The sequence below is a fragment of the Aeromonas sp. 600886 genome, assembly GCF_049174935.1.
GTDB classification, from domain to species: domain Bacteria; phylum Pseudomonadota; class Gammaproteobacteria; order Enterobacterales; family Aeromonadaceae; genus Aeromonas; species Aeromonas veronii_A.
Map to the genome: position 1 here is coordinate 1 of NZ_JAAKUB010000005.1, position 12,669 is coordinate 12,669.

Here is a 12,669-nt window from a genome sequence, read left to right on the forward strand (position 1 = left end):
CCCGAGCGGCCAAAGGGATCAGACTGTAAATCTGACGGCTCTGCCTTCGAAGGTTCGAATCCTTCTCCCTCCACCATCATTCAGAAAGCCCGGCCTTGCGCCGGGTTTTCGCTTTCTTGCCCACTAACACTTTCCGCCCTTGTCAGATTTGACAGTTGCAATTGCATCCCACCTTGCTCATCGTGGCATCATCAACATCAGAGTGTTCACATCATGTTTGAAGTCTGGGATGAGCATGGCCACGCAACAGGTCTGACACTGCAGGCACTCAAAATCAGAATCAGCAACGACTATCAGGGCGATCTGATGGTGCGCTACAGCAACAAGCTGGGACTCCCCACGACTCTTTTTCTGACGGTTCACAAGGGAGTGGCCTACCAGCGCTTTAAAGCGGGCTCGCCAAGACTGGACTGGGAGTGGCTGGCTGGGGCTGGTAATGGCCATACACCCCGCGATTTTATGAGTGAGCAGTTCCCCTTATTTCAGTTCTCCCTCGACAACAACTGACTCTTCATACCGTTCGCTTAACCCCCTCAGCTCCCTGATCGTTGACCGGAACAGCCAGATCATTGGCTTTGAGGCGCTGGCCAGACGCTGGGAACCACGCCAGCAGCGCTATCAGGGGATCGACTTTCTCTCCCTCAGCGATGAGGAGTCCCTTCATCTGGACATCGTCATGCTCAGAGCGATTCTGCGCGACCTGCCGACGCTCGCGCAGAGCAGCACCAGTCTGCTCTCAATCAACCTCAACCCGACTCTGAACAGCCCCACCTACCAGAACTTGTTGTTGCTGGTACTGATCCAGGCGCGCAAGGTAGGGCTCGACATCTGGTTCGAGGTACTCGAGCACGCCCCGCTACAGCACAAGGAGCTGGCCCTGATAGAAGTGTTGCGCAGCCACGGCGCCCATATCGTCTGCGATGACTTTGGCACCCAGGAGTGCAACTTCCAACGGCTGCTGGCGCTGCCCTACGAGATCATCAAACTGGATCGCTCCCTGTTGCTGCAAGCGACCAAGAGTAGCCATGCACTGCGGATGCTCACCGGTCTGGTAGAGTACCTGCAGCGGCTCGGCGCCAAGGTGGTGTGCGAGGGAGTCGAGACCCAGCAACACATCGAGGTCGCCAATCGGCTCGGCTGTGACTATCAGCAGGGTTATGCCCATGCCATGCCATCTCCCCTCTCCCATTGGGCCTGAGCGGCTGTTTCATTTCGGCATCCTATCGGCTCGCGCAGCCAACAATTTCCTGCCAAATTGCATGATGACGTGGGGGCGAGTACAATCTCGCACCCCGAATATCCGGCGCATCTTCTTTCGATAACCCCAGATATGCCGTCATCGGGTCGCGCTGCATTGAGCATCCTCTCGGAGGGCATCTTGCACCGCAACTCAACCACTACGACGCCATCAGGTGGCGTTGTCCTGATTTGCAATCAGACATAAAGAGTCCGACATGTTTAAACCAGAATTGCTCTCCCCCGCAGGTTCCCTCAAGAACATGCGTTACGCCTACGCCTATGGCGCCGATGCAGTCTATGCCGGCCAGCCCCGTTACAGTCTGCGGGTGCGTAACAACGAATTCGATCACGAGAACCTTCAGCTCGGCATCAACGAGGCTCATGCCCTCGGCAAGCAGTTCTATGTGGTGGCCAACATCCAGCCCCACAACTCCAAGCTCAAGACCTTTATCCGCGACATGCGTCCGGTGGTGGAGATGAAGCCGGATGCGCTGATCATGTCAGACCCCGGTCTCATCATGATGATGCGCGAAGCTTTCCCTGATATGCCCATTCACCTCTCGGTGCAGGCCAACGCGGTCAACTGGGCCACGGTGAAGTTCTGGCATCAGATGGGCTTGACTCGGGTCATCCTCTCCCGCGAACTGTCGCTGGACGAAATCGAGGAGATCCGCATGCAGGTGCCGGAGATGGAGTTGGAAGTCTTCGTTCACGGCGCTCTGTGCATGGCCTACTCCGGCCGCTGTCTGCTCTCCGGCTATATCAACAAGCGCGACCCCAACCAGGGCACCTGCACCAACTCCTGCCGCTGGGAGTACAAGGTTCACGAAGGTAAAGAAGATGACGTGGGCCAGATCGTCCACCGTCAGGAGCCCATCGCCGTGCAGAAAGTTGACCCGACGCTGGGCCTCGGCAAGCCGAGCGATGCACTGGTGCTGCTGGAGGAGTCCAACCGCCCGGGCGAGTACATGAGCGCGTTCGAGGACGAGCACGGCACCTACATCATGAACTCCAAGGATCTGCGCGCCGTCGAACATGTCGAGCGCCTGACCAAGATGGGCGTCCATTCGCTGAAAATCGAAGGGCGCACCAAGTCTTTCTATTACTGCGCCCGTACCGCCCAGGTCTATCGCAAGGCCATCGACGATGCGGTTGCAGGCCGTCCGTTCGACCGCAGCCTGATGGGCACCCTCGAAAATCTGGCCCACCGCGGCTATACCGAGGGCTTCCTGCGCCGTCACAACCACAGCGAATACCAGAACTACGACTACGGCTACTCCGTCTCCGACACCCAGCAGTTCGTCGGCGAGATCACCGGTCGCAACGGTGACATGGTCGAGGTCGAGGTAAAGAACAAGTTCCTGGTGGGCAACAGCCTGGAGCTGATGACCCCGCAGGGCAACCTCAGCTTCAATCTGGAGCAGATGCAGAACCGCAAGGGCGAGCTGATCGACACCGCACCGGGCAACGGCCACGTAGTCTATGTGCCGGTGCCGAAGGAAGTGGACGTGAACTACGGCATCCTGCTGCGCAACCTCGGTGAGCGTCAGGATACCCGTCAGCCCCACTCGGCCGCCTGAGATGGCACTGCTCATCACCGACAAGTGCATCAACTGTGACATGTGTGATCCCGAGTGTCCGAACCAGGCCATCAGCCTGGGTGAGGAGATTTACGAGATCGACCCCAGTCGCTGCACCGAGTGCGTCGGTCACTATGAGAAGCCGACCTGTATCAGTGTCTGCCCTATCGACTGCATCATCTGGGATCCCGCTCATGTGGAAACCGAAGATCAGCTGATGGAAAAGTTTGTGCGGATGCATCGGCAGTAACCTCGGTATCTGCATCAACAACTCACAGGCTGCATCCTCCGGGAGCCCGTCCATATGATGAAACCGCAGCGCTGCTGATGAAGAAGTTTGTACAGATGCACCGACAGTAAATGCAACAAGGCCGGGAAATCCCGGCCTTTTTTGATCCCGCCCTCATCTCCATGATGGCTATTTTTTGTTTACCAACCGGTGCAATTCATCCAGTTCCCGCTGCGCCGTCAGCAAGTCGGTCTGTGCCTGCTCCAATTTGCTCTGCTTGTCGGCAATCTTGTCCGGCTTGCCACTGACTCTCGCCTCCTGCAGCTCGAGCAGGCGATCATCTACCTCGCCGCGCAGTTTGTTAACCCGCTCTTTCTGCTCCTTGAGCAGACCTTCATCGGTACAGTTGGCCTTGATATTGCGCGCTGCCTGTTCGAGCCCGGCAATCTGCCCGGTATTGTTGTGTGCTTTGGCAAACACCAGCTGGTCGTTGACGGCCTGCAGGCGAGCCTTGCAACCGACCGCCTCACTGCCAAAGGCCTGACCCGCCAACAGCAGCAAGCCGGCTCCCAATACTTTCCACATCTCGATTCATCCGGTCTTGTTTGCGAGCTGACCATAAAAACCTCGATCGGCGGCAGGGTCAAGCAAGCGGGAAAAAGGTGCGACAGAAGTTGTGCAACATCACGCAATTGCCACCCTGTTGGTTCTACAATGGCGCTCTTTTCAATCGGGAGTCTGTTATGAATCAACAAATTGTGGTCATTGCCAACGGTGCCCCCTATGGCAGCGAATCCCTGTTCAACGCCCTGCGTCTCGCTATCGCCCTCAACGAACAGGGTGGTGCCAGCCTCAAGCTGTTCCTGATGTCCGATGCGGTGAGTGCAGCACTGGCCGGTCAGGCACCGGCCGAGGGGTACAACCTGCGCCAGATGCTGGAGATCCTGCTGGCGCAAGGCGTCACCATTCGCCTGTGCAAGACCTGCACCGATGCCCGTGGCATCACCGCCCTGCCGCTGATCGAGGGCATTGAGGTCGGCACCCTGCCGATGCTGGCCCAATGGACCCTGGCTGCCGACAAGGTGCTGACCTTCTGAACCATAAGGGGCTGGCCAGCGGCGAAGTCAGCCCGGTTAGCCTATCACCGACTCCTGCCGGGCACTTCGCCGACCATGATGTCGGGCGCCTGCTTCATAAAGCGCAAAGATCGCCACACAAAGCAGCGCCATCAGCACATAGAGCCACTGACCGCTCCACTGCTCGAGGATCCAGCCTCCCAGCAGAGCGCCGGCAGCCCCTCCCAACCCGGCCAGTGCGCTGGCACCAAAGTAGCTCCCCTTGAGGTGGGTGGGGGCCATCTGGTCGATCAGCACGTTGAGCAGGGGGAACAGGATGGTCTCGCCGATGCTGAGCAGCAGCACGGCACCAAACCAGTGGCTGCGCACCATCGGGTCCCCCAGCGCGAAGAGCAGCTGGGCCGCCAGAAAGAGCGCCATGCCGATATGAAGGCGTACCCGCACTGGCCAGCGTGACAACAACCGCAGCAGCGGAAACTGCAGCAGCACCACGGTCAGTGCATTGGTCGCCACCAGCAGGGCAACCAGCTCGGCCACCTGCGGCATACCGGCCCGGGTCAGGTACTGCACCAGCGGCGAGTGAAACTGGGAGTAGACCAGCACCATCAGGAGATTGGCCATCACCAGCAGCAGGAAGGCGCGATCCGCCAGCAACACCTTGATGGCATCCCGCAGTCCGGGGCCAGCAGTCCCCAGCTTGCCTGTGCTGCCAGCCCGGCGAAATCCCCAGCCAAAGGCCAGCGCCAGCAGCAGATAGCTCACCACCAGAAACAGGAAGGTCTCCTGCTGGGCGTTGATCCCGAGGGTCACCCCGAGCAGCGGCCCCAACGCGGCCCCCAGATTAAGCAGAAAATAGCGCAGGTGCAGTGCCAGCTCCCGCGCCTTGGCCGAGGCCAGACTGTCGGCCATCAACGCCTTGCCGGGGGCATCGATGAGCCCCGATGAGAGGCCGCTGCCCATCACCCCGACCCCGAGCCAGAACACCGCATGGGAGAAACCGAGCAGGCCGAAACAGCTCATCGCCACCAGACAACCGGCCAGCAGTATGCTGCGCCGCCCGAAGCGATCAGAGAGCCAGCCGCCGTAAAAACTGACCAGGGTAGAGAGGGCCATCGAGCCACCCAGCAACAGGCCGATGAAGGTGGCCGAAAGGTCATACTCCCGATAGAGCAGAATGGAGAGGAAGGGCCACACCATGTAGTAGCTGGTACGCACCATAAAGGTACCCAGAATGACGATCCAGACCAGCGGGGTAAATTGCCTGAAGGTGCTCCATGACATCGCTATGCTCCATGCCCCGCAGCTCTTACCACAAGATCCTGTCATAAACGGGGAAAGCATTCAGTTGTAACAGAGGGCCTCAATAGAAACAACCCTCGCTCACCGACAAGGTGCAACCGGATGCAAAAAGGCCAGCCGATGGGCATCGGCTGGCCTTTTTATCGCGGGATTTCCCTCGGGCTAGCGCCAGGGGCTCTGCTGCCACAGCCGCCCAAGTCCTGCCTCGAGCGCCTGCGCGCCCTGCTGCCCCAGCTTCTGGGTCAGGCTTTTTGGCTTGCGATAGCTGATGCCGATCACCTTGTGGTGGCTGGCCTGTGCCAGCAGATAGTCATCACTGGTGCAGAGGGTATCCACCAACCCCAGCCCCTTGGCCTGACTTGCCAGCCAGTGCTCTCCGGTCGTGACCTGATCGATATCGAGTTGCGGGCGATGTTCGGCCACAAAGGCCTTGAAACGCTCGTGGATCGCCGCCAGCTCCTCACGAAACTTCTCGCGCCCCAGATCGTCGTTCTCGCCGAACATGGTGATAGTGCGCTTGTACTGACCGGCAGTGTGCATCTCGAATTCGATATCGTGCTTTTTCAACAACTTGTTGAAGTTCGGCAGCTGGGCGATCACCCCGATGGAGCCGACGATGGCAAAGGGGGCAGCCAAGATCTTGTCTGCCACACAGGCCATCATGTAGCCACCGCTCGCCGCCACCTTGTCGATAGCCACGGTGAGCTTGATGTCACGATCGCGCAGTCGCTGCAACTGGGAAGCGGCCAAGCCGTAGCCATGCACCACGCCGCCACCGGATTCGAGTCGCAGCAGCACCTCGTCGCCGGGCTGGGCGACGCCAATCACCGCGCTAACCTCCTCGCGCAGGGAGGCCACCTCTTTGGCATCCATGCTACCGTTGAAATCGAGCACAAACAGGCGACTGCGCTCATCACCCGCCTTGGCGCGCTTTTTCTGCTCCTCTTTCTGCTGCTTTTCCAGCACCTTGCGCTCGGCCTTGCTTACGAGCGCGCTCTTGAGGGCAAATTGCCCCTGCTCCAGCTCGCTCGAGAGATCGGTCACCACCAGCTCCCCCTTGCGCGCTTTCGGCTGGCGAGTGCTCACAATCATCAGGATGATGGCGCCGATGGCCAGCAGGAAGGTCACTGTCTTGGCCAAAAACAGGCCATATTCGGTCAGAAATGTCACGATGGACTCCAGAATGGATCGGTTTTCGTCACATTCTAGGGAGTTTGATGGAGGCGCGCAAAAAATCGCAGCCAGTGCCAGGAAAAACCAACCCGAGCATCACAACCTCTCTATTTTCTTCACATTTTTCTTGCCGCTGGCTGGTCAAACAGGCGCGCGGATCAGTACACTTGGCGCCGATTGCCATGCACTTATGGCCGGAATTTGTTAACAGGAGTTGTCATGCTCGATTATCAGGCGCCCCGCGATCTGCTCAAGGATAAAGTCATTCTGGTCACCGGTGCCGGCGACGGGATCGGCCGCGAAGCCGCCCTCACATACGCCGCTCACGGTGCCACCGTGATCCTGCTCGGCCGCACCAGCGCCAAACTCGAAGCCGTGTATGACCAGATTGAAGCGGCCGGTTATCCGCTGCCCGCCATCGTGCCGGTGGATCTGAAAGGGGCCACCGCCGCCCACTACCGCGGCATGGCCGAAACCTTCGCCCAGCAGTTTGGCCGCCTCGACGGCGTGCTGTTCAACGCCGGTCTGCTTGGCACCCTCTCTCCGTTTGAACACATTCAGGAGAAGGAGTGGGACGAGGTGATGCAGGTCAACGTCAAATCGGAATTCCTGCTGACCCAGGCGCTGCTGCCGCTGCTGCGCCAGACTGCCAAGACGCAGGGCGATGCCTCCATCGTCTACACCTCCTCCAGCGTGGGACGCAAGGGGCGCGCCTACTGGGGCACCTATGCCATCTCCAAATTTGCCATCGAGGGGATGATGGAAGTGCTGGCCGACGAGCTTGAGAACACCGGTGTGCGGGTCAATACCCTCAATCCGGGCGGCACCCGCACCAAGATGCGCGCCAGCGCCTTCCCGGCGGAAGATCCCATGAACCTCAAGACTCCGGCCGACCTGATGCCGCTCTACCTCTACCTAATGGGGTCGGACAGCCGCGGCAAAACCGGCCAGACCTTTGTGGCTCAGCCAAAATAAACAAGTTGCGTGGCCCAGCCCAAATAAATCAATAAAATACCCAGAGTGTTGTGCGGCAGGGGTTAAATTGAATAGGGAGCACAGGCTCCCTGTTCGAACCACTGACCATCCTATCTCCAATCAGGTTGAACTATGTTTCGTCCCAAGAGCACGTTTGAGCAATGGCGGATCTTTCAGGCGGTGGTCGACTGCGGCGGCTACGCCCAGGCGGCCGAGGCGCTGAACAAGAGCCAGTCCTCCCTCAATCATGCGGTTGCGAAGTTGCAGCAGAGTCTGGGGGTGCCCTTGCTGGAGGTGCGCGGCCGCAAGGCGGTGCTGACGCCGGCGGGCGAGATCTTCCTCAAGCGGGCCCGTCAGTTGAGCCAGCAGGTGGAAGAGCTGGAAAATCTGGCCAACAACCTGGAGCGGCAGTGGGAGCCGCAGATCAACCTCTATGTCTCGGCGCTGCAACCAAGGGAGCGCCTCTATCGGGCGCTGGCCAGCTTCTATCCTCGCAGTCGGGGTTGCCGGGTCAACCTGCACGAACGCATTCACTGCCACTTCAACGCCCTGCAACCGGGGGATCTGATGCTCTCCGAGCACCTGCCCGGCGATCGCACCGGCCTGTTGCTGGACGAGGTGTGCCTGCTGCCTCTCTGCGCCGCCAGCCATCCGCTGGCACAGGAGGAGGGGCCCATCCGCAGCGACGTGCTGACCAGCCACAACCAGATCAGCCTCCATCCCCCCATTCACCGCTCGGTGGACTGGAACGATGCGGATGACACCGGCTGGAAGGCGACCCACTACCACGAAGTGCTCGCCATGCTGCGCCTTGGCCTCGGCTATGCCTGGCTGCCGCACCATCTGGTTGAGCGGGAGCTGGCGGAAGGGTCACTCATACAGCTGGATCTGGAGAGCGGCAACGAGCGCCACCTCTACACCTATCTGCTGACCCTCTCCCCCGAATCCCTCGGCCCAGCGACCGAGCTGCTGCTGCGCTGCCTGCGCAACGAATATCAGGGCGAATCAGCGCCGCTTCCGCACGCCCAGTCCCAGCACGATAAATAACAGCCAGCTCCCCGTCAGACGTTGGGCACCCGCCAGCTGGCGGCCAGTGCCACCAGTGCCAATCCCAGCGCCACCATAAAGACCCCGTGGAAACTCCACACCTCCGCCACCATACCGGCGATGGCCCCTGCCATGATGGAACCGGTGCGGATGCTGTTGGCAAACAGGGTAGTCGCCACCCCGGCTCGCCCCGGCATCAGATCCTGAAAGTAAGACATGCCGATCCCCGCGACGATACCGATGAAGATGGCGTTGAACAGCTGCAAGGCGATCAGGGCGTATTGGTCGGTGAGGGTCACCAGACCTGTGTAAAAGGCCGCGCCAGCCAGCACCGCCAACAACATCATGGGGCGCTTGCCAAAACGGGCCGTGTAATAACCCGCCAGCAGCATGAAGGGGATCTCCAGCGCCGCCGCCGTGCCCATCAGGATACCGGCAAGCTTCTCATCCATCCCCAGTTCCCGGGTGATGTAGAGCGGCATATTAATGAGGTACATGCTGTTGCAGGTCCACATCAGGGTGGAGGCGATAAAGAGCGCCCGCACCGCCGGATCCCGCCAGCTGCTGACCCGCTCTGTCTCTTCAGCCATCTTGGGCAAAGGGAGAGAGGGGAGCCAGCGCCACACCACCAGAGCGCAGAGCAGATAGGCCAGTGCCGAGGCCAGATACATCAGCTCAAAACCGTAGCCGATGGCCAGCGCAAAGGCGATGGGCGGGCCTATGACCCAAGCCAGCGAAAATTGGGCTCGCATCACCGAGCTGAACATGTCCGCCCGTCGGTTGCGGCTGTCAGAATACTCCCGCGCCAGCGCAAACAGCTGGGGACTGGCCGTGGCCGCCAGCGCCGCCAGCATCACCCCCAGACTCGCCAGCAGCCAATAGTTACGGTTCCAGGCAAACAGCAAGGAGAGCGCCACCCCGGCAAAACAGCAGCGCAGGATCAGTCGCTTGCGATCCCCCTTGTTGTCGGAGCGGTGGCCCAGCCACTGGCTGACCAAAATGCCCACCACCGCATTGATGGTATAGAAGAGCCCGACCAGAAAGGGGCGCACCTGCACCTCCTCGGCCAGAAACAGACTTAAGGTAGGCACCTGCAGTGCCACCGCGACGCCGGTCATAAAGGTCACGGCAAGAAATGAAAGAGAGACGGGGTCCGGGCGTTTGACCGCCGCTATCGACAAGCTCATAGGGTTACCACTGATTGGAAGGACGATACGGGCTAACGGGCGGCAGCCGTATGAAAATTCGGCGCCTATCTTATGTCACTATCAAGAGCGGGCTCAAGGATGGCATAAGCAGGTGTGCGCCTTGCGAGGGAGGCCGCGACCCCGTAGAGTGAAAGCCCATCCTGCCAGCACAAGGAGTTCGCATGTTTGATTTTGATCAGGAAGTAGACCGCAGTGGCACCATGAGCCTGAAATGGGACAAGTACAAGGGTCAGGATGTGCTGCCCATGTGGGTTGCCGATACCGACTTTGTCTCCCCCCCGTCCGTGATCGATGCGTTGACCAAACGGGTCGCCCACGGCATTTTCGGCTATTCACGCCCCTCGCCGCGCCTGATCGAACTCATTATCGAACGGATGGCGACCCGCTATGGCTGGGCTATTGAGCCCGAATGGCTGGTATTCCTGCCCGGCGTGGTGCCGGGGCTCAACCTTGCCTGCAAGGCGTGGAGCCAGCATGGCCGCGGTATCATCACCCCCAAGCCGGTCTACTACCCCTTCCTGCAGGCGCCGGGCTTCAATGATCGTCCCCTGCTCACCGTGCCGATGATTGAAGAGGGCGGTCGTTGGGTGCTGGATCTGGCAGAGCTGGAGCGTCAGGCTCCCGCCGCAGATCTGCTGCTGCTCTGCAATCCCCACAATCCGGGCGGCACCATCTTCACCCGTGACGAGCTGCTGGCCATCGATGCCATCGCTGCGCGCCACAATCTGGTGATCTGCTCCGATGAAATCCACTGCGATCTGCTGCTGGATAAAAACGCCCGCCACATTCCCTACGGCGCCATCAGTGCGCAAGCGGCCGAGCGCTGCGCGGTGATGATGGCCCCGAGCAAGACCTTCAATATCGCCGGTCTCTGCTGCTCCTTCGCCATTATCCCCAACGCCCGTCTGCGCTTCAGGCTGCAGCAGGCGATGCGCGGCATCAGCGCCGACGTCAACCTGCTGGGCTTTGTCGCCGCCGAAGCGGCCTATGAGGGTGGCGAACAGTGGCTGACCGAGCAGCTCGACTATCTGGCGGCCAATCTGGCCCTGATCCAGCAGGCGGTTGCCCGCTGGCCCGGCGTCAAGCTGGCCAGTCATCAGGCGACGTATCTGGCCTGGATCGATGTGAGCGCCCTTGGCCTTGCCGATCCCATCGCCTTCTTCGAGCAGGCTGGCGTTGGCCTCTCCCCCGGCGCCCAGTTTGGCGACGGTCAGTTCGTGCGGCTCAACTTCGGCTGCACCAGGGCACGGCTGACCGACGCGCTGGCGCGGATGGAGCAGGCAATCCTCAACCACAGCAAGCCCTGATCAGCCAGCAACGGGATGGGCAAGCCCCATCCCTTTTTCCCTGTGTCATCAGCCAGCGGTCAACTCAGTCAACGGTCAATTATGTCTCTACGGATCTTGCATCACCTTCTGCTTCCCCTCTGTGCACTCTCTGCGCTGCTCCCCTTTGGCAGCCAGGCGCTGACTATCGGAACGGGCCCGCTCAATGGGGTCTACTACCCGACCGGTGGTGCCATCTGCCGGGTGCTCAATGCCGGCCATGCCCTGCATGGGGACAGCTGCACCGTGCAGAGCACCCGTGGCTCGATGGCCAACCTCAAGGCACTCGACAAGGGGGACGTACAGCTGGCGCTGGTGCAGTCCGATGTGTTGCACCACGCCCTGCACGGCACCGGCCCCTTCAGCGGGCAGGGGGCCAACAATGAGCTGCGCAGCCTGTTTCGCCTCTATCAGGAGTCGCTGACCCTGCTGGCCGCCCCCAATAGCGGCATCACCACCCTGGCAGATATCGAAGGGAAGCGGGTCTATCCCGGCAACAAGGGCGCCGGTGAGCAGATCACCAGCCAGGCCCTGATGGCAGCCATGGGATGGCAACCCGGGCAGTTTGCTGCCTATCAGCTCAAATCGGACAGCGAACCGCTGGAAGGACTCTGCGATGGCTCGCTGGATGCCGCGTTTGTGGTTGCCGGTCACCCCAGTCTGGCGGTCGGCGATCTGATCAGCCGCTGCAAGGTGCGCCTCATCCCCATCGAAGGGGAGCAGATCGACACGCTGCTCAAACAACACCCCTACTACCAGCGCAGCCGTATCGCCGCCAACCTCTATCCGGGGCAGACCACCGCCATCAACAACATCGGGATGAGTGCCGAACTGGTGGCGCTGGCCAGCCTGCCGGACCCCATCGTCCGAACCGTGCGCGATACCCTGCTGGCCCGGGTCAAGCAGTTCAGCCGGCTGCATCCCGCCCTGAGCAAAGTGACCCCCGAGCAGTTGCAGGCGCAAACCGAGCTGCCCCTCCATGCGGGGATGTCGGATCAACCGCCAGCTCCCTTGTCACTGATTCCCGAGCAGTTAACCGCGGAACAGCTGACACCGGAGCCGTTAACACCAGCACCATCGACCTCGGAAGCGGTGCCCACGACAGAGCAGGTGAGTGCCGCCAACGGGATGACAGCCACCCTTGAAGCGCCTTCTGACGCGACCGCCACCAGCAGTGCCGCAGTGACGACAGAAGCCACAGAGGTTAATCCCTTACCCGAAGAGGCGCTTGAGGTCGCCCCCGAGCTCACTGCTACGCCAACCACCGAGGGTGAGAGCATGGCTCCCTCTGCCACAGCGTCAACGGTTCCATCACCATCGGATGCCGTTTCGACTCAGTTGCCACAAGGTGCCTATGCGGCTACTGCGCCGCAAGAGCAGGCAATCCAGCCTGCCAGCAGCGCGGTGAGTGGCGAAACCCCGCAGCAGGATAAAACCGACACGCCTCCCGTCCCTGCCACCAGCGCAGCCACACAGCTGCAACCCTGAGTGGTCAGCTCCCACAAACGCATCAGGGCA

At 60.6% G+C, this 12,669-nt stretch carries 13 protein-coding genes; 9 read left to right on the top strand and 4 right to left on the bottom strand.

What is annotated here, in order from left to right:
• Positions 1-213: 213 nt before the first annotated feature.
• The 4 genes from G5179_RS05335 to G5179_RS05350 all read left to right on the top strand — a co-directional run bounded on the left by G5179_RS05335 (position 214) and on the right by G5179_RS05350 (position 3,069).
• Positions 214-507, top strand: a complete 294-nt coding sequence (locus G5179_RS05335) for a hypothetical protein (RefSeq protein WP_216953101.1) — start codon at positions 214-216, stop codon at positions 505-507.
• 34 nt (positions 508-541) lie between these two features.
• Positions 542-1,198, top strand: a complete 657-nt coding sequence (locus G5179_RS05340; RefSeq protein ID WP_421258069.1) for an EAL domain-containing protein — start codon at positions 542-544, stop codon at positions 1,196-1,198.
• A 256-nt stretch (positions 1,199-1,454) separates the two neighbouring features.
• Positions 1,455-2,819, top strand: a complete 1,365-nt coding sequence (gene yegQ / locus G5179_RS05345; RefSeq protein WP_216953099.1) for a tRNA 5-hydroxyuridine modification protein YegQ — start codon at positions 1,455-1,457, stop codon at positions 2,817-2,819.
• 1 nt (position 2,820) lies between these two features.
• On the top strand, positions 2,821-3,069 hold the full coding sequence (locus G5179_RS05350; protein ID WP_005334896.1) for a YfhL family 4Fe-4S dicluster ferredoxin: 249 nt from the start codon (positions 2,821-2,823) through the stop codon (positions 3,067-3,069).
• Positions 3,070-3,237: 168 nt separating this feature from the next.
• On the opposite strand, the gene G5179_RS05355 is transcribed toward G5179_RS05350, so the two are convergent.
• Complete coding sequence (locus tag G5179_RS05355; protein ID WP_337072407.1) at positions 3,238-3,633, bottom strand: DUF1090 domain-containing protein; 396 nt, start codon at positions 3,631-3,633, stop codon at positions 3,238-3,240.
• Between the two features lie 158 nt (positions 3,634-3,791).
• Here G5179_RS05355 and G5179_RS05360 point away from each other — a divergent pair, with 158 nt between their 5' ends.
• Positions 3,792-4,145 carry a DsrE/DsrF/TusD sulfur relay family protein gene (locus G5179_RS05360; RefSeq protein WP_005334901.1) on the top strand — a complete coding sequence of 118 codons (354 nt, stop codon included), beginning with the start codon at positions 3,792-3,794 and terminating at the stop codon, positions 4,143-4,145.
• Positions 4,146-4,181: 36 nt separating this feature from the next.
• Here G5179_RS05360 and G5179_RS05365 read toward each other — a convergent pair whose 3' ends face one another.
• The gene (locus tag G5179_RS05365) at positions 4,182-5,405 is read right to left on the bottom strand and encodes an MFS transporter (protein WP_216953097.1); all 1,224 of its coding nucleotides are present in this window, start codon (positions 5,403-5,405) and stop codon (positions 4,182-4,184) included.
• Between the two features lie 180 nt (positions 5,406-5,585).
• The gene (gene sohB, locus G5179_RS05370) at positions 5,586-6,593 is read right to left on the bottom strand and encodes a protease SohB (RefSeq protein WP_216953096.1); all 1,008 of its coding nucleotides are present in this window, start codon (positions 6,591-6,593) and stop codon (positions 5,586-5,588) included.
• 222 nt (positions 6,594-6,815) lie between these two features.
• On the opposite strand from sohB, the gene G5179_RS05375 reads away from it, so the two are divergent.
• Positions 6,816-7,571, top strand: coding sequence for a YciK family oxidoreductase (locus tag G5179_RS05375; protein WP_040069067.1), 756 nt, complete (start codon positions 6,816-6,818; stop codon positions 7,569-7,571).
• Between the two features lie 132 nt (positions 7,572-7,703).
• A complete protein-coding gene (locus G5179_RS05380) occupies positions 7,704-8,618 on the top strand; it encodes a LysR family transcriptional regulator (protein ID WP_058055675.1) in 915 nt (304 codons plus the stop codon).
• A gap of 14 nt (positions 8,619-8,632) precedes the next feature.
• Here the strand turns inward: G5179_RS05380 and G5179_RS05385 are convergent, their stop codons facing one another.
• Positions 8,633-9,805, bottom strand: a complete 1,173-nt coding sequence (locus tag G5179_RS05385; protein ID WP_421258009.1) for an MFS transporter — start codon at positions 9,803-9,805, stop codon at positions 8,633-8,635.
• Between the two features lie 182 nt (positions 9,806-9,987).
• Between G5179_RS05385 and G5179_RS05390 the strand changes: the two genes are divergently transcribed.
• Positions 9,988-11,133, top strand: a complete 1,146-nt coding sequence (locus G5179_RS05390; protein WP_421258010.1) for a MalY/PatB family protein — start codon at positions 9,988-9,990, stop codon at positions 11,131-11,133.
• An 81-nt stretch (positions 11,134-11,214) separates the two neighbouring features.
• Positions 11,215-12,639: a TAXI family TRAP transporter solute-binding subunit gene (locus tag G5179_RS05395; RefSeq protein ID WP_421258011.1), complete on the top strand. Its 1,425-nt coding sequence runs from the start codon at positions 11,215-11,217 to the stop codon at positions 12,637-12,639.
• Positions 12,640-12,669 lie beyond the last annotated feature (30 nt).

Bases quoted from the DNA above. Each gene is read 5' to 3' on its own strand.
- G5179_RS05355 (WP_337072407.1), bottom strand. From the start codon at position 3,633: ATGTGGAAAGTATTGGGAGCCGGCTTGCTGCTGTTGGCGGGTCAGGCC.
- G5179_RS05380 (WP_058055675.1), top strand. From the start codon at position 7,704: ATGTTTCGTCCCAAGAGCACGTTTGAGCAATGGCGGATCTTTCAGGCG.
- G5179_RS05335 (WP_216953101.1), top strand. From the start codon at position 214: ATGTTTGAAGTCTGGGATGAGCATGGCCACGCAACAGGTCTGACACTG.
- yegQ (WP_216953099.1), top strand. From the start codon at position 1,455: ATGTTTAAACCAGAATTGCTCTCCCCCGCAGGTTCCCTCAAGAACATG.
- G5179_RS05365 (WP_216953097.1), bottom strand. From the start codon at position 5,405: ATGTCATGGAGCACCTTCAGGCAATTTACCCCGCTGGTCTGGATCGTC.
- G5179_RS05385 (WP_421258009.1), bottom strand. From the start codon at position 9,805: ATGAGCTTGTCGATAGCGGCGGTCAAACGCCCGGACCCCGTCTCTCTT.
- G5179_RS05350 (WP_005334896.1), top strand. From the start codon at position 2,821: ATGGCACTGCTCATCACCGACAAGTGCATCAACTGTGACATGTGTGAT.
- G5179_RS05360 (WP_005334901.1), top strand. From the start codon at position 3,792: ATGAATCAACAAATTGTGGTCATTGCCAACGGTGCCCCCTATGGCAGC.
- G5179_RS05375 (WP_040069067.1), top strand. From the start codon at position 6,816: ATGCTCGATTATCAGGCGCCCCGCGATCTGCTCAAGGATAAAGTCATT.
- G5179_RS05390 (WP_421258010.1), top strand. From the start codon at position 9,988: ATGTTTGATTTTGATCAGGAAGTAGACCGCAGTGGCACCATGAGCCTG.
- G5179_RS05395 (WP_421258011.1), top strand. From the start codon at position 11,215: ATGTCTCTACGGATCTTGCATCACCTTCTGCTTCCCCTCTGTGCACTC.